Annotated in this window: 16 protein-coding genes; 7 read left to right on the top strand and 9 right to left on the bottom strand. The window is 71.8% G+C overall.

Annotated elements, in window-relative coordinates; genetic code table 11:
- Positions 1–31 precede the first annotated feature (31 nt).
- Complete coding sequence (fxsT, locus tag JIG36_RS25430) at positions 32–2,452, top strand: FxSxx-COOH system tetratricopeptide repeat protein (protein ID WP_203378910.1); 2,421 nt, start codon at positions 32–34, stop codon at positions 2,450–2,452.
- A 16-nt stretch (positions 2,453–2,468) separates the two neighbouring features.
- Here the strand turns inward: fxsT and JIG36_RS25425 are convergent, their stop codons facing one another.
- Entirely contained in the window at positions 2,469–4,166 is a 1,698-nt protein-coding gene (locus JIG36_RS25425; protein WP_203378909.1) for a putative bifunctional diguanylate cyclase/phosphodiesterase, read from the bottom strand.
- A 199-nt stretch (positions 4,167–4,365) separates the two neighbouring features.
- On the opposite strand from JIG36_RS25425, the gene JIG36_RS25420 reads away from it, so the two are divergent.
- Both JIG36_RS25420 and JIG36_RS25415 read left to right on the top strand, forming a co-directional pair.
- Entirely contained in the window at positions 4,366–4,707 is a 342-nt protein-coding gene (locus JIG36_RS25420; protein WP_203378908.1) for a YbaB/EbfC family nucleoid-associated protein, read from the top strand.
- Positions 4,697–5,086: a hypothetical protein gene (locus tag JIG36_RS25415; protein ID WP_307872910.1), complete on the top strand. Its 390-nt coding sequence runs from the start codon at positions 4,697–4,699 to the stop codon at positions 5,084–5,086. Before JIG36_RS25420 ends, JIG36_RS25415 begins: the two co-directional genes overlap by 11 nt.
- 26 nt (positions 5,087–5,112) lie before the next feature.
- Here the strand turns inward: JIG36_RS25415 and JIG36_RS25410 are convergent, their stop codons facing one another.
- Positions 5,113–5,397, bottom strand: a complete 285-nt coding sequence (locus tag JIG36_RS25410) for a DUF427 domain-containing protein (RefSeq protein ID WP_203378907.1) — start codon at positions 5,395–5,397, stop codon at positions 5,113–5,115.
- 154 nt (positions 5,398–5,551) lie between these two features.
- Between JIG36_RS25410 and JIG36_RS25405 the strand changes: the two genes are divergently transcribed.
- The 3 genes from JIG36_RS25405 to JIG36_RS25395 all read left to right on the top strand — a co-directional run bounded on the left by JIG36_RS25405 (position 5,552) and on the right by JIG36_RS25395 (position 8,752).
- Positions 5,552–6,112, top strand: a complete 561-nt coding sequence (locus JIG36_RS25405; RefSeq protein ID WP_203378906.1) for a hypothetical protein — start codon at positions 5,552–5,554, stop codon at positions 6,110–6,112.
- A gap of 145 nt (positions 6,113–6,257) precedes the next feature.
- Entirely contained in the window at positions 6,258–7,316 is a 1,059-nt protein-coding gene (locus tag JIG36_RS25400) for a hypothetical protein (protein ID WP_203378905.1), read from the top strand.
- A complete protein-coding gene (locus JIG36_RS25395; protein WP_203378904.1) occupies positions 7,313–8,752 on the top strand; it encodes a hypothetical protein in 1,440 nt (479 codons plus the stop codon). Before JIG36_RS25400 ends, JIG36_RS25395 begins: the two co-directional genes overlap by 4 nt.
- A gap of 155 nt (positions 8,753–8,907) precedes the next feature.
- Here JIG36_RS25395 and JIG36_RS25390 read toward each other — a convergent pair whose 3' ends face one another.
- The 7 genes from JIG36_RS25390 to JIG36_RS25360 form a co-directional block, all read right to left on the bottom strand.
- On the bottom strand, positions 8,908–9,258 hold the full coding sequence (locus tag JIG36_RS25390) for a nucleoside triphosphate pyrophosphohydrolase family protein (protein ID WP_203378903.1): 351 nt from the start codon (positions 9,256–9,258) through the stop codon (positions 8,908–8,910).
- Positions 9,248–10,051, bottom strand: coding sequence for a hypothetical protein (locus JIG36_RS25385; RefSeq protein ID WP_203378902.1), 804 nt, complete (start codon positions 10,049–10,051; stop codon positions 9,248–9,250). Before JIG36_RS25385 ends, JIG36_RS25390 begins: the two co-directional genes overlap by 11 nt.
- 383 nt (positions 10,052–10,434) lie before the next feature.
- Complete coding sequence (locus JIG36_RS25380) at positions 10,435–12,207, bottom strand: GAF domain-containing SpoIIE family protein phosphatase (RefSeq protein ID WP_203378901.1); 1,773 nt, start codon at positions 12,205–12,207, stop codon at positions 10,435–10,437.
- Between the two features lie 237 nt (positions 12,208–12,444).
- Positions 12,445–13,119 (bottom strand): activator of HSP90 ATPase, encoded by a 675-nt coding sequence (locus tag JIG36_RS25375; protein ID WP_203378900.1) that lies wholly within the window; start codon positions 13,117–13,119, stop codon positions 12,445–12,447.
- A gap of 77 nt (positions 13,120–13,196) precedes the next feature.
- Complete coding sequence (locus JIG36_RS25370; RefSeq protein ID WP_203378899.1) at positions 13,197–14,081, bottom strand: bifunctional DNA primase/polymerase; 885 nt, start codon at positions 14,079–14,081, stop codon at positions 13,197–13,199.
- A 21-nt stretch (positions 14,082–14,102) separates the two neighbouring features.
- Complete coding sequence (locus tag JIG36_RS25365) at positions 14,103–15,140, bottom strand: beta family protein (RefSeq protein WP_203378898.1); 1,038 nt, start codon at positions 15,138–15,140, stop codon at positions 14,103–14,105.
- 4 nt (positions 15,141–15,144) lie between these two features.
- A complete protein-coding gene (locus tag JIG36_RS25360; protein WP_203378897.1) occupies positions 15,145–16,479 on the bottom strand; it encodes an AAA family ATPase in 1,335 nt (444 codons plus the stop codon).
- A 113-nt stretch (positions 16,480–16,592) separates the two neighbouring features.
- On the opposite strand from JIG36_RS25360, the gene JIG36_RS25355 reads away from it, so the two are divergent.
- The gene (locus JIG36_RS25355) at positions 16,593–16,973 is read left to right on the top strand and encodes a YbaB/EbfC family nucleoid-associated protein (RefSeq protein ID WP_203378896.1); all 381 of its coding nucleotides are present in this window, start codon (positions 16,593–16,595) and stop codon (positions 16,971–16,973) included.
- Positions 16,974–17,441 lie beyond the last annotated feature (468 nt).

The raw sequence follows: 17,441 nt of genomic DNA, 5'->3' as shown, positions 1-17,441 counted from the left end.
TCGGCATCACCAAACACGTGAGGAGCGTGGCGTGCCGGTCCTGGGCGGTCTGCCGCCGCGCAACACCCGTTTTGTCGGGCGTGAAGATCTGCTCGTCCAGCTTCGCTCCGGGCTCGAGACGGGTCCGGTGGTGCTGCTGCCCAGCGAAGAACACCCGCTCGGCGGCACCGGACGTACCCAGCTGGCGGCCGAATACGCGTACCGCTATGCGGAAACCTACGACTTGGTCTGGTGGATCCCGGCCGAGCAGCCGGCGGGCACCCGGTCCGCGCTGATCGGACTCGCCCACCGGCTCGGCCTGCCCGAGTCGGGCGACATCAACCGCACCCTGGCCGCCGTCCGCGACGCGCTGAGCCGTGGCGAGCCCTACCGCAACTGGCTGGTCGTCTTCACCGACGCCAACCGCCCCGAAGACATCAAGCCCTATCTGCCCAGCGGCGCCGGCCACGTGCTGGTGACCAGCCGCAACCCGCGCTGGTCGTCCGAAGTGGCCCAGACGATGCCGGTCGGCGTGTTCGACCGGGCCGACAGCGTCGACCTGCTGCGCCGGCGCGCCCCGGAGCTTCCGGTGGCCGAGGCCGACCGGCTGGCCGAGCGCTTGGGCGACGTCCCGATGGCCCTCGAACTGGCCGCCGCCGTGCGCGCCGCCACCGGCCGGTCGGTCGACGACTACCTGACCCGCTACGACGCGCGCTCGGGCGAGCTGGCCTTCCCCACCCCCGTACGGGTGGCGTGGGGTCTGGCCGCCGACGAGCTGAAGACGGTTTCGCCGGCCGCGTTCGAGCTACTGGAACTCTGTGCCTTCCTGGGCAGCGCACCGGTGTCGTGGCGGCTGCTCTGGGGCGCCCGCACCCTGGCCCTGCCGCCCGAGCTCGCGCCGACCGTGCGCATCGAACGGCGGCTCAAGGCGGCGCTGCGCCTGATCGGACGCTACGGCCTGGCCGAGCTCGACCCACCCGGCGACCATCTGCTGGTGCATCCGCTGGTGCGCGGCATGCTGGGCCAGGAACTCAGCTCCGAGCGGCACGCCGCGCTGCTCGGCACGGTGCGGGCCATGCTCGCCGCCGCCGACCCCGGCGACCCGGACGACCCGGCCACCCGCGCGCGCTACGCCGAGCTGACCCCGCACCTGATCCACTCCGACGTGCTCGGCGCCGGCGCCGAAGAGATCCGCCAGCTGGTCGTCAACTGCGTGCGCTACCACTTCGCCCGCGGCGACTACGACTCCAGCCGCGACCTGGCCGGGGCGGCCGTGACCCGCTGGCGCGACTCGCTCGGCGAGACCGACACGCAGACCCTGCTCGCCTCGTTCCACCTGGCCAACGCGCTGCGGGCGGTGGGCCGCACGGCCGAGGCGCGGGAGCTGAACGCGAGCACGCTGCGGTCCCAGCGCGACGTGCTGGGCGGCGACGACGAGTCGACGCTGGCCACGGCCAACAGCGTCGGGGCCGACCTGCGCATCCGCGGCCACTTCGGCCAGGCCCGCCAGCTCGACGCGGACAACCTGGTGCGCTACCGCCGGTTGTTCGGCGAGAGCTTCCCGACCGCGCTGCGCTGCGCCAACAACCTCGCCGCCGACCTGCGGCTGCTCGGCGACTTCCGAGGCGCCCGCACCCTCGACGAGCAGACTCTGCGGCACCGGCAGGCGATCTTCGCCGAGGGGCACCCCGAGATCCTGTCGTCGCGGGCCGAGCTGGCGTTCGACCTGTTCGGGCTGGGCGACTACGCGGCCGCGGCCGAGGTGGCGGTGGTGCGGTCCGGGTCAGTGGGGGAGGACCATCCGTTCGCGCTCTGGGCCGCCCGCTTCGCCGCGATGGCGACCCGCCGCCGGGGGCAGCCCTCGGCCGTGCCGCTGGCCGAGTCGGTCGTCGAGCTCACCCGGCGCCGCTTCGGCGACCTGCACGTGGAGACGCTGGCGGCGGTTGTCTCGCTGGCCAACGCCGTACGGGAAGCGGAAGATTTTGATCGGGCCCACGAGCTGCTCGAACGTGCGGTGGGCCGCTACCACTCGGTGCTCGGTGACGATCACCCGTTCACGCTCGCGGCGTCGGCCTCGCTGGCCGGGGTGGTGCGAGCGACCGGGCGGTACGCCGAGGCCCGCCACATCGACGAGGAGGCGCTGGGCGGTCTGCGGCGCAGCGTCGGCCCCGACCACCCGTTCACGATGAGCTGCGCCAACGGATACGCGACGGACCTGTTCGGGGTGGGCGACCGGCAGGAGGGCCAGCAGATCGCGACCGACACGTGGCAGCGGTCCCGCCTGATCCGCGGCGTCGAACACCCCGACACGCTGGCCTGCGCCTGGAACGCGGTGCTCGCCGGCGGTGACGACGAGGCGCGGCATCAGGTCTCGGCCGCGCTCACCAAGGCGTACGGGGAAGGACACCCCGTGCTGGAGAGAGTGGCCCTGGGTGATCGGCTCGAGACCGATCTGGACCTACCGCCGCTGTAGCACCGCTGGTCTTGCTTTACCGCCGCTGGAGCACCTTTGTCGTCTGTCGGGTCAGCAGGCCGGTCAGCTCGGAGGCCGGCATCGGCTTGGCGAAGTGGTAACCCTGGGCCTGGGTGCAGGCCAGCTCGCGCAGCATCTCGGCCTGCACCTCGTCCTCGACGCCCTCGGCGACCGGGGAGAGGTTGAACGTCCGGGCGATGTGGAGCACCGCCTCGGCCACCGAACCGTTGGCCGTCGTCTCCTGCATGGCCTGCACGAACGACTTGTCGATCTTCACCACGTCGACCGGCAGCGCACCCAGGTGGCTCAGCGACGAGAAGCCGGTGCCGAAGTCGTCCAGCGCGATGCGGACGCCGAGACTCTTGAGCGAGTCGAGCACGCGGGCCGACTCGGTCAGGTCGGTCAGGGCGGCCGACTCGGTCAGTTCGAGCACGAGCAGGTCGGCCGGCATGCCGGTGTCGGTGAGCACGGTGCGGATCTCGTCGGTCAGCTCGGGGCTGGCCAGCTGGGTGGCCGACAGGTTGACGTTGAGCTTGAAGCCCGGGTGCTCGCGCTGCCACTGGACCGCCTGCACACAGGCCTCGCGCAGCACCCACAGGCCGAGGCGGTGCATGAGGCCGAGCGACTCGGTGAGGTCGATGAAGTCGCCCGGCGAGAGCAGGCCGCGCAACGGGTGCCGCCAGCGGACCAGGGCCTCGACGCCGACCGTGTAGTTGCCCTGCAGGTCGACGATCGGCTGGTAGTGCACCTCGAACTGGCACTCGGCGAGCGCGCGGCGCAGGTCGTTCTCGTCCTTACGGCGCTGCGCGGTCTCGGCGAAGCGGGACGGGTCGAACCGCCGGACGACGCCCTTGCCGTCGTCCTTGGCGTGGTAGAGCGCCTCGTCGGCCTCGCGCAGCAGCGAGTCCACATCGTGCTCGCCGCCGCGGGCGATCGAGATGCCGGCGCTGGCCCGCGCGGTCAGCACCAGATCGTCGACGGCGACCGGCTGCTGCAGGTCGCGCAGGATCCGGGTGGCGACCGTGTCGGCGATCTCGTCGTCGGCCAGGCGGGGGAGCAGCACCACGAACTCGTCGCCGCCGAGCCGCGAGACCGTGTCGTTGGCGCGGACGTTCGCGTTCAGCCGCTCGGCGGTGATCTTCAGCAGCTCGTCGCCGGCCGCGTGGCCGTACGTGTCGTTGATGCCCTTGAAACCGTCGAGGTCGAACAGGATCACCGCGGTGGTCGTCTCGTCGGCGTCGTCGAGGGCGTCCCGGGCGTGGTCCATGAACATCGCGCGGTTGCCGAGACCGGTCAGCGGGTCGCGGAAGGCCTGGCGGGCCAGGATCGCGCGCTGCCGGGTGAGGTCGCGCATCAGGCCCTCGTTGGTGTGCGAGCCCAGGAACTGGCGGATCAGGATGATGCCGGTGACGATCAGGATGAGCCAGATCAGCTCGCGACCGGAGTCGCCCATCATGGTCCGCACGGCTGCCGTGACGACTGCCGCCGAGACCGGGGCGTACTGAGCCAGCGGCCAGCGTTCGGCCAGCTTGGCCACGCCGGCGCCGATCAGCACGACCGCGCCGAGCGACAGTCCCCAGGTCCACATGCTGCTGCCGTTGTGGGTGAGCGGCTCGAAGAGCAGCGGCCAGGCCAGAACCATCAGCGACGCGAAGATCATGGCGATGTCCACGCCGCGTCGTACGCGGTCAAGGATCTTGCCGAAACGCACCATGAAGCACCTCCGACGCGATTGATCGGCGGTGGGTGGGGGCAGTTGAGCGTTTTCCTTGCGGCCTGTTTGTTGCGTCACGGTTACGGTGGTCGTCAGGTCGGGTGACCGGCGTGCGCGGCGACGGGGTGTGCGGCAGGCTCGGGGCGCGTCGTGATCTCATAGACCAACAGCACAAATGTCGGCAACGGAGGACGAAGTAGTGCCGAGTGGAAATCTCGAGGACCGGATCGCGACGCCGAGCGCGTCCGCGACCGGCGAGGACGGCTTGGTCACAGTGACCGTCGGTGACGGCGGAGTGGTGACCGGTTTGCGCCTCGACGACCGCGTGCAGCTCATGAGCGGAGAGGCGCTTTCGGCCGAGATACTGCGGACCATGCGGCGGGCCCAGGCCGCGCTGACCGTGACGGACGACGCCGACGAGGCTCCCGCGCCCGTCATGCCGGCCGCGCCGCCGTTCCCCACGTTCGAGAACACGCCGACGCTGCCGCAGCAGTCACCGGGGAACGGGTTCGAGAGCGGACGTGACAGCCGTGCCCGCTGACTTCCCCTCGCTCCCGCGCCGAGGTCCGGCGCCGGCGGTCGACCGGATGTCGAACGCCGAGCTGGCCCGCATGGTCGAGTCGGAACACCCGTACCGCGGGAAGGCGCTCTTCGAACTCTCCGACCGCATACCCACCGACAACGACGCCGCGACCAAGGTGGCGATGCTGAGCCGGTTGACCTCGCTGCGGCGCGCGCGCCTGTTCGACCGGGTCTCGCTGGCCTGGTCGGGGATCATCGCGCTGCTCGCGGCCGAGACCGATCACTCGCGGGCGGTCGCCTACGAGGCGTTCGGGGCGCTCGACATCGACGAGCAGCGCGACATGCTGGACTATCTCGAGGTGGCGTCGATCGAGGAGGCCCACCCGCGGATCGCCTGACGTCTCCGCCGGGCAGGCCGCACGGCTCAGTCCTCGACCTTGACGTCCTTCCAGAACGCGACACGGTCGCGCACGATCTTGGCGTCGGGCTTCGGCTCGGGATAGAACCAGACCGCGTCGGGCGTGGTGTGCCCGTTCGAGGTGAGCGTGTAATAGGAGGCTTTGCCCTTCCAGGGGCAGATGCTGTGAGTGTCGGAGGGGGCCAGCACGTCCTCGCGCAGCGACTCGCGCGGGAAGTAGATTCTTCCCTCGACAACCACGGTGTCGTCGCTCTCGGCGATCACTTCGTCGTTCCAGATGGCCTTCGGCATAGGTCGAACGTAGCGCGCATCCCGTCGGTCGTCCGATATGCGAGGGTTAATCGCTATCGGGAGTGAAAGTTGTGACTCGCCCCGACATTGCCGTCGTGATGTAAGAAGATCTAGAGTCGTCTCGCGTCCCTCCGACCCCCAGGGAGAGCGGCCGGTGAACGGTCTGAGCACGCTACCCAGCACCGCTGAGCAGGCACGTCACGCGCTGCTGCTGCTCGGCGCGCCCGCCGCGCCCCGCCTCGTGGCCGAGGTGCACGGCGCGCTGTTCGACGGTGACCTGTCGGTTCCGGCGCTGGCCGCGCTGCGGCGTGACCGGTCGAGCGGGCTCTGTGCGGCACTCGATCAAGACCTTTTCCCCGTACGCGGTCTGGTCGCCCTGAGCGACTGGGAGCTCTCCCGCCGGATCGTCACGCCGGCCGCCCGCCGGGCCGACGCGCTCGCGATGGTGATCCGGGTGAGCGGTTTTGTGGCCGTGCGGCCCGGGCGCGCGGCACATCGGCTGCTCAGGTCGCTGGCCGAGGGCGTACCGCACGGGGTCGAAGCCCTTGATCCGGCCGACGCGGCCCGGGCCGCGCTGGAGTCGGAAGAGCTCGTGGCGGCCCTGGTCGCGGAGGAGCCGGTGCGGGCGGCGGCGGTCTCGCGGGCGGCCTCGTTGCCGCGGTCGCAGCAGCTCTTCGGCCTGCCGCCGGTGCCCCACCAGCGTGGCGCCTCGTGAGAAGGGCCGTTTGCTGCCTCCTGGATCGGCGTGTTGTCTTGTGAGCCGGCGCTGCGGCTGCTGCTCTCGTCTGCGTGTTGCCTGATGTCCGGACGCGCCTCCTCCGCCCGTCCTCGTCTTGGCCTTTCTGCATGTGGGGTGTCCTATGAACCGGCTTGATCGGCTGCGCGGGACCGGGCCGGGCAAACGGCACAACGCCCGTACGGTCGCGGCCCTGACCGGCAATCCCGGCTGCAGCCGACGGGCCGTGCTCGACGCGGCCGGCGTCGACAAGGTGCGGCTGGCCGAGCACATCGGGTTCCCGGGCAGCTTCGGGCAGTCCCGGTTCGCGCTGGCCCGGGGCAACGCGTTCGAGGCGATGCTCAAGGCGGACGACTGCGCACTGCTGAGGTCGACCCTCGGGGCGTACGTGGGCGGTTATGAAGATCTTGGTGCCGACGAGGACGGGACGCTGTCGGCCCGGCACGCGCGCACCCGGGCCCTGCTGCTCGACGCTTCGGAGGGCCTGGTCGACCACCCGCTGCTGACGTTGGAGGTCGCCGGGCAGACGGTGTTCCTCGAACCCGACCTGATCGCCTACCAGACCGGCGCCCAGCTGCAGGTCGTCGAGATCAAGTCGTTCGCGATCATCGACGGGCAGGCCGACGGGACGGCCGTCTCGGCGGCGGCCGTGCAGGCCGCGGTCTATGTGCTGGCGCTGCGGCAGCTGCTCGGCGACGACCGGGTCAGCCACGAGGTGGTGCTGGTCTGCCCCGAGAACTTCTCGCTGCAGCCGGTGGCCGTGGTGCTCGACGTGCGCAAACAGCTGTCCACCCTCCGGCGCCAGCTGTCGCGGCTGGCCTCGGTCTCGGCCCTGGTGGAGTCGTTGCCGGAAGCCCTGTCGTTCGATCTCGCCCAGCCGCCCGCCGCCGTCGTGGCCGCGCTCTCGGCGGTGGACGCGCGCTACGCACCCGAATGCCTCTCGTCGTGCGAGCTCTCGGTGTACTGCCGCCACGAGGCCGCGGGATCCACCTCGGCGCTGGGCCGCCCGGTGCGGGACGCGCTCGGTGGCGTCGCGACGATCGACGAGGCCTTGGCGCTGGCCTCGGGCGCGGCGTCCCCAACCCCCGACCAGGCCGAGGCGGCCGCCTTGCTGCGGGCCGCGCAGCGCTTGCGCGACGAGGCCGTCGCGGTCGCGCCGCGTCCTCGGGGCGAGGCTCTTTGAGCACGCTCGTCGCGCTGGCCCGCGCCCAAGCTTTCGCCGAAGGCCGGGCCCAGCCCATTGCCACGGTTCGTCACCTGCACGTTCACGACCACCCGCTGGTGCTCATCCCGCTCGCCATGGCCGGCGAGGCCAACGCGCCGCTGGCGGTGCTGCTCGGCACCAGCGTGTCGGCGCCGCGCCTGCTCGCGGTGAGCCAGCCCCGCAACCGGGACGAGCGGTTCACGTTCACCGCCGACCTGGCCGACGCGGTCGTGCCCTACCTGGCGTCGTTCGGCGAGGGCGCGACCGAGGCCGTGCCCGTCGACCGGGGCCGCGACGTCCGTCATCGTTTCGTCGACGCTCCGCAGGTGTGGGTCCCGAACCCCGGCGGCGCCGACTTTCTGCGCCTCCTCGGCCGGTCCACCCGCTTCCGCCGTACGGACGGTGACCACCCCGTCCCCGCCTCGGTGCCGTTGCTCGGGCAGTGGCTGACCTGGCTGGCCGCGACGGCCGAGGTGCCCGGCTCGGCGATGCTGCCGAACACCGTGCAGGCCCTCGCGATGCACTGGACCACCGGCCAGAGCGCCGCCGAGGACGCCCACCTCGGTTCGCTGTTCGCCTGGATCACCGGGGGTGCGGCTGCCGCCCGCGAGGCCGAGGCCGGCCCGGTGGCCGGCCCCGCCACAGATCCCGAGTTCGACAACAAGATCCTGGCGCCCCTGATCAACTCGTCTGATGCCTCCTCCGGGTCTGGTCTGTCCGAGGTGTTGCTCGGGCTGCTGATGCCGACCTGGGAGCGGATGTGGCACTCCCTGGACCTGCTGCGCGCACTCCCCGAGGGTGCTCGCGTCGGTTCCCGGTGGGACAGCGACCGCGACGCGTACTCCGCGTTCGTAGCCCACCTCGAGGAGGACGGCACCCCCCAGCCCCGCCGCGACGGCGCGGTGGCCGCCGCCGCCCGCCTGCAGCGCCTGGAGAACGCCGCCGCCCGCTACGCCGTGCAGCGCGCCTTCGACGATCCCCTGGTGATGGCCGAGCACCGCCTGACCGGCGCGGCCTTCGGCGGCACGGTGACCCTGGCCAAGGCCGACCGCATCGACGACACCGGCAAACGTCCGGTCCTGCGCCCTCGCATCATGGTGGCCACGACCGAGCCCGTACGCGTCGAGCCCGGCGCCGCCCTGACCTCTCCGGCGCGCCCCTCCCAGAAGGCGAAGGTCATCTCGGTGACCCCCACCCCCACCGGCAGCGACGTGCTGCTGGAACTCTCCGGCGGCATGGGCCGCAAACTGGTCGCCGAGCCCGGAAGCGTCCCTGCCGTCGGCGAACACCTGCTGCTCACCACCCTGAGCGAGGCCTATCGCCCCGGAGCCGCCTTCCCCGACCCCGCCGACACCCCCTGGACCCACGGCGGCCCGCCGTCGGCCTACGAGGACCCGGCCGAGGCGGTGGCTTAGCCCCCGCCGTTCATGCCGGTCCGGGCTTCTCTTCGCCATGCTGCAACGCCCCGGTCTTGTCGTGCTGACCGGCCCACGTTGATCGTCACCATCCTCATCGTGCAGCCTCGGCTTCATCTTGGCCCGGCCTCGTCTGAGGCCTCCGTTGGCTGTCGCTAACCGGCCTCGCCCCCTTCCCTGGTGGCGGGCGGGTTCTCCGCCAGGTAGCGCTCGATCTCGGCCGTCATGCGGGCGAACTCGGCGGGCAGGTCGACGTCGTAGCGCTGCGCCAGCACGAGCACCGACCACAGGCAGTCGGCGAGCTCGTGCCCGAGGTGTGCACGGGCGTCCGGGATCTCGCGGCGGCCCTCGACGGCCATGACCAGCTTGGCGAGATCTCCCACGTCGCCGACGAACCCCATCATGAAGTCTTCCGGGCTCCACTCCCGCCGCCCCGCCGCCACGTTGTGCCGGTCGTAGAGGGCCGCCGTCTCCACGGCCCGTTCCCGCAACTTCTCAAACTTCATAGTGGAACCCCAGCCCCTCGTTGCTCCAGAATGTCGAGTCCACGTCGTTGCCCCACAGCACGCCCCGATCCCGCGAGGCGGCGATGGTCGCCACGGACCGGACGAACGCCAGGCTCGTCGCCGGCCAGTCACGCCTGCGGTCCTGCTCCGCCATGGCGGCGAAACTCGGCTCGAACCGGGGCAGATCAAGCTTGTCGAGCCGCTCGGCCAGTTCCCGCGTCTCGGCGACGGTCAGCCAGCCGAGCGTGCCCGAGCTGATCTCCCACTGATAGCCGACCACCGCGCCCCGCACACCGAGGGCTTTCAGCAGGCCCCGTACGGGATCAGTGCTCTCGACGCCCAGCCTCTCGAGCACCGGCAGATAGAAGTCAGGCGAGACCGTACGGCCGACAAACTGCGAGCTCCCAAGGCAGCGCGTGGTCATGAGCCCCTCGTGCAGCGAGTTGAACGCTTCGCGGTGCCCATTGTGGAGGGCGAAGAAGCACGACTCGCCGTCCACGCACCCGACGAGCCGCCGAGGCAGCAGCGGCTCCGCCTCGTCGCCGAGATACCGCAGATCGTCACCCAGCCAGCCCGCATGGGCCGCGAGATCAACCGGCCGTTGCCGAAGGCTCGCCACCATGCGCGGCCACAGAACGTCGTAGCCCCACTCCTCGAAGTGGGCCGCTCTGCGAAAGATCTCCTCGACCCACCCGGCCACCGCCCCGCCACGCAGCACCTCAACCAGCACCGGCACGACCTCGGCCCGGTAGCGCTCATGATCGAACAGATGAACCTCCGCATCCGCTCCCACGCCTGCCCCCGTTCAGAAAATCCACACAACCGCCCCAGACTCCCGCCCGGCGCCGTCGGCCGACAAACCGCTTTCCCGACCGGTCGCACCTTGCGCCCGAGTCGAGGCCACGTCGGCCGGCAACGGCTTTCCCGACGGGTCGCACCTTGCGCCCGAGTCGAGGCCACGACCGTACGCCCGCCGGCCGCCCCAAAACGGTTATCCACAATTCCGGACTGTCCACAGGGCACCCCCCAGCGACCGTCCCCATCCGGCAGAGTGGGTGCTGGGTGGAGGCCCCCTGGTAGGGCGGGTAATGCGCTTGGACAGGTGAACAGACTGGGGGTGTCCAAGAAAGCGCGACGAGCCTGTTGCCAACTGGGCGTGGTCGATGCGGCGTGGGGTCAGCGCAGGCCTACCACCAGCAGGGCTATGTCGTCGGCTCGGCGGGGGGCTGACTCGATCAGGCGGTCGCACAACTGGTCGGCCGGGAGGCCCGCGTTTCCTCGCAGGACCGCTCGGATGCGGGCTATGCCGTCGTCGATCAGGTGGGCCGGATGTTCCACCAGGCCGTCCGTGTAGAGCAGCAGGGTGCTGCCGAGGGCGGCCCGGCGGTGGTGGGTGGTGCGTTGTTCGCGGGGGAGCAGGCCCAGCAGGGGCTCGGGCGTCTCCCACCAGATCTCCACCTCACCGTCGGGGCGGAGCAGGACCGGTGGGGGATGGCCGGCGTTGGCGAACGTGAGGTCGTAACCGTCGGGATCGCGGCTCAGGCGGGCCAGCACGGCGGTGGCCGCGGCCGGGACGTGCAGGCCGTGCAGGGCGCGGTCTAGCTGGCTCAGCAGCGGGCCGGGGGCGTCGTCACGGCCGTACGCGTCGCCGCGCACCAGGTTGCGGACCTGGCCCATGGTGGCGGCGGCCTCGATGTCGTGGCCCGAGACGTCGCCGACGGCGAGCATGAGGCTGCCGTCGGGCTGGGCGAACGCGTCGTACCAGTCGCCACCGACCGCGGCGCCGTCCTGGGCGGGCAGATAGCGACCGTGCAGGTCGACACCGTCCATCTGGGGCAGTTCGGGCAGCATGCTGTGCTGCAGGACCTCGGCCACGTGGCGCTGGCGGTCGAAGGTCCGGGTGTTGTCGACGGCCATGCCGGCCCGGCGGCCCACCTCGGCCGCGGTCGTCTCCTCGGCGTCGCTGAAGTCGGGACGGCCGGGACCGTTGACCAGCAGCACCGCGCCCTGCACGCGGTACGTGACGGGGGACGTGATCGGCACGACGAGCGACGAGGAGCAGCCCAGCTGGTCGGCGACCGCGGTGGTCAGGCGCCCGCGCAGCCGTTCGATGTCGCGGCGGGCCGGGCGCCCCGTCAGCTGCACCGCCTTGAGCAGCGGCTTCGCGTCGAACTCGGCCGCGACCCGGTTCATGGCCCGCGTGTGCGCCGGATCGTGGTGGGCCGCGGAGACGTGCCGGATCGTGCCGCTCTGGTCGGCCAGGGCGATCAGGCACCAGTCGGCGAGACGGCCCGCGACCAGGTCGCCCAGCCGGTGCAGGGCGGCGTCGATGTCCATGGTCGCGGCGAGGGCGTCGGTCAGTTCGCCGAGCAGCGTGAGCTGGCCGTGCGCCGACTCGGCGGCCCGGCGGGCCTCGTCGGCGATCTCGCGGGCGATCCGCAGCCGCAGTTCGGAGCTGCACACCTCGCCCAGCTCGTTCAGCAGGACGATCTCGCTGCGGGTCCAGACGCGGGGCTCGCGGTCCATGACGGCGAGCGTGCCGAGCACCAACCCGTCGGAGTCGGTGAGCGGCACCCCGGCGAAGGCGACCGCGCCCAGGTCTCGGATCGAGCGGTTGTCCCGCATGCGGGGGTCTTCGCGCACGTCGGGTACGAAGATCGTCTCGCCGGACTCGACCACGTGCCGGCTGAGCGAATGGGTCAGCGCCATCTCGCGTTCGGTGGCGAGCGGCTCGGGCAGGCCGACCTGGCCGGGCAGGTGCTGCCGGTCGGCCGCGAGCACGGTGACCAGTGCGACCTGCACGTCGACCAGCCGTTCGACGATCGTGGCGATGCGGTCGAACGCCGGGTCGGCCCGCGAACCGAGCTTCAGCCGGGCGACGGATCGCAGGCGTGCGGCATCGGCGAGCGCGCTCTGTGGCGCCTCCGAAGCCAAGTCACCCCGCAGCAAAGTCGCTCCCCGGCAGGTCAGAGGAGCCAGGCTACCGGGCGCGGGCGGCCGTCATCGACCCCCGAGTGACCGCAGACGCACCTCCTGCCAAACCCCGGGCCGCGACGAACCCAGACTCCGGGCAGCGACAGAACCAGACCCCAGGCGGCGACGAGCCCAGACCCCGGGCAGCGACGGAACCAGGGCGGCGACGGAACCAGACTCCAAGCGGCGGCGAACGAGACCGCGGCCGCGTGGTCAGGAACCGGGCGCCGGGTCGCCGGCCGCGGTGATGTCGGCGTCGGCGGCCATCGGGGCCCAGCGCTTCGCCCACGTCTCACGGGCCGCCTCGAAAGTGGCGTCGTCGGCGCCGAACATCGACACGGTCACCTCGAAACGGGTCGCCGCGTGCTCGTCGAGAGGGATCCGTCCGGCGGCCACGATCAGGTGGCCGTCGCCGTCGACCGTCCAGGCCAGCCGCGGCCCGAACCGCTCCCACTCGCCGGTCGCGAGCGTCAGCGCCTGCCGGCCGGTCGTCTCGCCGGTCAGGTAGAGCGTGCGGCGGCGCCCCGGCGGCCGGGTGTCGAGCAGGAAGCGCAGCTGGACCAGGAAGGCCCGCCACCCCTCCTCGATCGCGTCATAGACCTCCGGGCCGCCCGGCGAATTGCCCTCGCGGCTCACGCGGACGCGTGCGGTGTCGTCGCCGCCGCTGACCTCCAGATAGGACCCGTCGGCCCAGCCCATCCGCTCCGGCGCCAACAGGGTCGCCTCGTCGACGAAGATCTGCTTGATCTCGGCGGCGAGCCCGTCGTAGTCCCAGCCGAACCACTGGTGGAGCACGGCCGTCTGCGTGACGGATTCCCAGACCTCGTCCCGCCCCGCCGCCACGGAGATCTCCACGTCGTACGGCTTCAGCTGTCGCGCCTGGGTCATGCCTGGACCCCGGCGGCGGTGAAATCACGTGTCTCGGTCCACTCGGTCATCCCCCCATCTTTGGGGCCGGATCGGATTCACGCCACGTGGCGGCCGGGCCCGGCGGTGAACGGTGCCGGCCCCGCGGTGAACGGCGCCGGATCGAACGGTGCGCGGCGGCCCGCGGTCAGGCCCGACCGGAGCGTTCCGCGGATCTCGGCCCGGCCCAGCCCGGCGAAGCTCGCCGCGTCCACGAGCTCGCGCGTCACCTCGGACAGGTCGAGCAGTCCGGCCCCGACAAAGCGGCCCAGCGCGTACGCCGCCCGGTTCAGGGTGTCGTTGCGGCTGCCGACCGGTGCGCGGGCGACCCGGTCGGCCTCGGCGGTCAGGGCTGCCCGCGCATACTTCGTGGGATGCGCGATCGGGCGCTGGTGACGCGGCGGAGGCGGGCCCTCGATCAGCGCGCGCAGGGCGGCCGGGCCGTCGGGCATCGGCCGGCCCGGGCGGTGCACCCAGCGGTAGTCGCCGCCGGAGGCGTGGCGTGAGGGCGGGGCCACCACATAACCCCCGAGGCCGCGCCAGTCGAGACCGGGCAACAGGCGGACGCGGTTGCCGTAGCCCATCGGGTTGAACCAGAAATGCCACCCGCCACCACCCGTGCGCACGCGGGGCCCCGCGGGGAACTCGCCGCCGAGCAGATGACACAGCCCGTGCCAGCCCTCGGCGGAGTCGACGTCGGCCACGTCCATCGTGATGCCGGTGCGCAGCCCCACGTTCGCCCCGGGCCAGCGGGCCCACCACAGATCGATCAGGCGCGGGTCGGTGCTCGCCTCGGTGAGGCCGTGACGCAGGTGGGGATGCTTGCCGGGACGCTCGCACGAGACTCCTTTGTCGCAGGTGCAGCCGCCACTCGGGTCAGGCGCATGCACCGGCAGGACCGGGATGCCATGCCGGGCGTAGGCCAGTGCGGCTGTCAGCGACATTAGAACAAGCGTACGACAAAATTATTCGATCTTGAGGGTTTGCAGCACGTGCGCGATGTGGTGCGACGTGCTCCACGACATCCAGCCGGAGGCGCTGCCGGCTCCGGGGGCGATCCGGGCCCGGCGGGCGATCTCGGCGTCGCCCCACGAGAAGCGGGCGCCCGCGGCCGGCCAGTGTTCCGAGGTGACCAGCGTGCGGCAGAGGTCGTGACAGCGGTCGTCGCTGCGCCCGCCCCGGCGCGACCAGCGGTAGATCCACCAGTTGTGCTCGCCGGTGTAGCGCAGGGTCGGCAACTGCCGGTGACGCTGTACGCCGCGGCGCCGCACCGGCGAGGTCACCCCGTAGTCGGCGTACCCGATGCCGGGCTCGCCGATCCGGGCCCACACCCGCGCGTCGTGGCGGTCGATCGTGACGGCGCGGTCGGTGGGCAGGTCGTCGAGGTTCGGGGGCATGGCGCCCGAGGCCACGCTGATCGAGCGCCACGCCCGGCCGCGGGCCCATCGGAGGATCCGGTACAGCTGTTCCTGGAAGCGGGCCGCGTGGGTCACGCAGGGCGTCTCGGCGAGGTCGATCATCAGGTCGACCTCCTCGGCCTCCAGCCCGGCGCCGTGCAGCATCCGGTCGACGAGCACGTCGGCCTGCCCCGGGTTGGCCGCGTCGACATGCGGCTGAAGCCGCAGAACGGCACGGCGCAGGTGCATGCGGGCGGCCAGGCCGTGGGCGGCCAGGCGACGACGGCCCTCGTACGCCCTCAGCACCGGCAACATGGCCACGCCCAGATCGGCGAGTTCCTCGGCCAGGTCGAGCGACGGCGCGACGAGTGGATCAGTGGGATCGGGGATCTCACCGAAGTCGACTGCGACGGCGCCCGTACGGGGTGGCAGCTCGCGGATCAACGGCAGCAGGCTCGTGCTCCCGTCGAGCTCGAGAATCGGCATGACCCGCACCGCCTCGTACGCCGTCAGGTGGGTGAGCGCCGCCATCTCGCCGCGCCGCGGGCGCAGGATCGGCCGGTACACGCCGTCCTGCATGGACCCCGCCGTCGTGAAGACCGCCATTAACTCAAAGTAGCGGCTCCTGTCGCATAAGTGACACTCCCTTGTGTAAATAAGCGAGGATGGCCTGATTTGCCTCCCAGCCGTCGGGGAACTTCACGGGCACGTTGAGGTGCACCGGCTCGGTCGACGGATGCGCGTCGAGCAGTTCGGCGATGCCCTCGCGGGCGACCACGACACACCCGTGGCGGTGCCGCGAGGTCAGCACGCACAGTCGGCCGGACTCCAGGTGGAAGGCGGTCGCGTCCTGCCGGCCCGAGAGGGGATGGAGCACGATCGTCAGGTCGTACTCCCGCCCCTGGAGCCGGTTGGCGGTGTCGACCGTGACGCCCTTGGCCTCGGGCGGGAGCAGGGAACGGATGACGGCGGCCTGGTCGCGGTGGGCGGCGCCGATGGCGATGCGGTCGGCGGTCAGCGGACCCCCGCCCGACTCCGACGAGGTGATGGCCTCGCGGGCCAGGGCCCTCGCGGCGAGCTCGGCGCAGGCGGTGGCGGCTTCGGCGTCCGTACGGATCGTGAAGCGCGCCGGAAGCTCGTGCAGCCCCCATCCGGTCTCGGCGGCGCTGTCGAGCACTTCGTCGAGCCGGTCGGCCGCCTCCCGGCCGAAGGACAGGGCGCGATCGCCGGGGCCCGTGCCGGAGCGGAAGCCGGTGAAGGGATAGAAGGCCTCGGCGACGACCGGGGCCGCGGTGTGGGGCAGCCGCCACGACACGGGCAGGCGGTGGACGGGCAGGTCGGGGTTGTGCCGGAGCAGGACGGCGACGGCGCTCTGCATCGGGTCCCAGGACAGGCCCGTCCAGCGTTCGACGTCGACCGTGGAGAACGGGTCGAGCTGACCCGGGTCACCCACGAACAGCGCGCGGAGGAACCGTGGCGCCACGCGGAGCAGCGCGTCGGACCGCATCTGATAGGCCTCGTCGACGATCGCCCACGGCCACGTGCCCTCGGTGACGGTCGCCCATTTCGCGGCGGTGCCGATGGTGACGGCCGGCGTGCCCAGATCGCCGACCTTGGCCCCGACGCGGCAGTTCGGGTGGTCGCGGACGCGCTCGCTGGCCTCGTAGTCGACGGCGGACAGGCGGCCCACCGCGACCTCGGGCGAGCGGGCGCCGAGCCGGGAGATGAGGTCGTCGACCTGCTCGTTGGTCTGCGCCACGATCATCAGCGGCTCGCCGGCCGCGGCCAACTCGCCGGCGGCCCGGACGACCAGCGTCGACTTGCCCGCGCCGGGTGGCGAGTCGACCACCACGCCCCGGTGATCACCCTCGCGCAGGTCGCGCAGGACGGCCTCGACGACGAGCCCCGCCTCGACGGCCGGGGGCAGCACCTGTTCCGCGTTCACCGGGGCACCGTAGCGCGCTCACCGGCGCATTCCCGGGTTATCCACAGGGCACGGCGGGCGGGGCGGACGAGGCTACGGTGAGTTCCGACTCCGACACGGGGAGGTGTTCGTCCATGTTCGACGGTCGTGATCTCGAAGATGCGGAACGCATGATCGACGACTGGCAGGCCGGCATCGGGGCCCGCGCGGCGCAGGCCCGCGAGCTGTCGGCGCGGCTGGCGGCGGTCCGCGTGACCGCGCGCAGCGAAGACGGCCTGGTCGAGGTCACGATCGGTTCCACGGGCGACATCGTGCGCCTCGAGCTGGCCGAGGGCATCCGCGGGCGGCCCGCCGCCGAGACCGCCCGGGCGATCCTGACGACCCTGCGTGTGGCTCGGCGGGCGCTCGCGGCCGAGGTGACCGAAGTGACGACCGCGACGGTGGGCGCCGAGTCGGAGGCCGGGCGGGCGGTGATCGAGTCGTACGCGCGTCGCTTGCGCGAGCCCGAGGAGTGACCCGGCCGTTGGGGGCGGCTCCCGGCGCTCTTTCCGGGGCCGGATTATCGGGTGGCGGGGTCTTGATCGCTCGGCGAACGGCGGTTCTGCAGCCGGTCGGTGGGGGTGAATGAATTTGCTCAGCGACAAGCAACACACAGTTTCTTGATTGCGACGGCAACTAGTGGCGATCGAGGGGACGGCGCCCATTGCTCAAGGTGACCGAATGACTACGTTCGGCTCTTATGGATTTCGGGTATCGGCTGGGCCGGGCCGGTTTCGCTGCGTCACCGCCAAGCCCTTGTCGCTTGTGGACGCCGGTTCGGCCGGCCGGTTGCGCGAGCCGTCGGATGGGGCGAAACGGGGTCTATGGCGCGTATCCGAGACGTCGAGACTGGCACTGACGGAAATCTGACAACGGGGTAGTCGGGCGCGTGCTGGCGGAGCCTCGCGGGTGTCGTCCGCGGTGGGGTCCGTACGGGCCGGTGG

The sequence above is a fragment of the Paractinoplanes ovalisporus genome, from assembly GCF_016834655.1.
Classification (GTDB): Bacteria; Actinomycetota; Actinomycetes; order Mycobacteriales; family Micromonosporaceae; genus Actinoplanes; species Actinoplanes ovalisporus.
The sequence above is the reverse complement of the archived record's forward strand: the minus strand, read 5'-3'. Positions and strand labels throughout refer to the sequence as shown.

What these genes read in the sequence shown, in the direction of transcription:
- JIG36_RS25425 (WP_203378909.1), bottom strand. Translation starts at nt 4,166, where the DNA reads ATGGTGCGTTTCGGCAAGATCCTTGACCGCGTACGACGCGGCGTGGAC.
- JIG36_RS25355 (WP_203378896.1), top strand. Translation starts at nt 16,593, where the DNA reads ATGTTCGACGGTCGTGATCTCGAAGATGCGGAACGCATGATCGACGAC.
- JIG36_RS25400 (WP_203378905.1), top strand. Translation starts at nt 6,258, where the DNA reads ATGAACCGGCTTGATCGGCTGCGCGGGACCGGGCCGGGCAAACGGCAC.
- JIG36_RS25410 (WP_203378907.1), bottom strand. Translation starts at nt 5,397, where the DNA reads ATGCCGAAGGCCATCTGGAACGACGAAGTGATCGCCGAGAGCGACGAC.
- JIG36_RS25370 (WP_203378899.1), bottom strand. Translation starts at nt 14,081, where the DNA reads ATGTCGCTGACAGCCGCACTGGCCTACGCCCGGCATGGCATCCCGGTC.
- JIG36_RS25365 (WP_203378898.1), bottom strand. Translation starts at nt 15,140, where the DNA reads ATGGCGGTCTTCACGACGGCGGGGTCCATGCAGGACGGCGTGTACCGG.
- JIG36_RS25375 (WP_203378900.1), bottom strand. Translation starts at nt 13,119, where the DNA reads ATGACCCAGGCGCGACAGCTGAAGCCGTACGACGTGGAGATCTCCGTG.
- JIG36_RS25390 (WP_203378903.1), bottom strand. Translation starts at nt 9,258, where the DNA reads ATGAAGTTTGAGAAGTTGCGGGAACGGGCCGTGGAGACGGCGGCCCTC.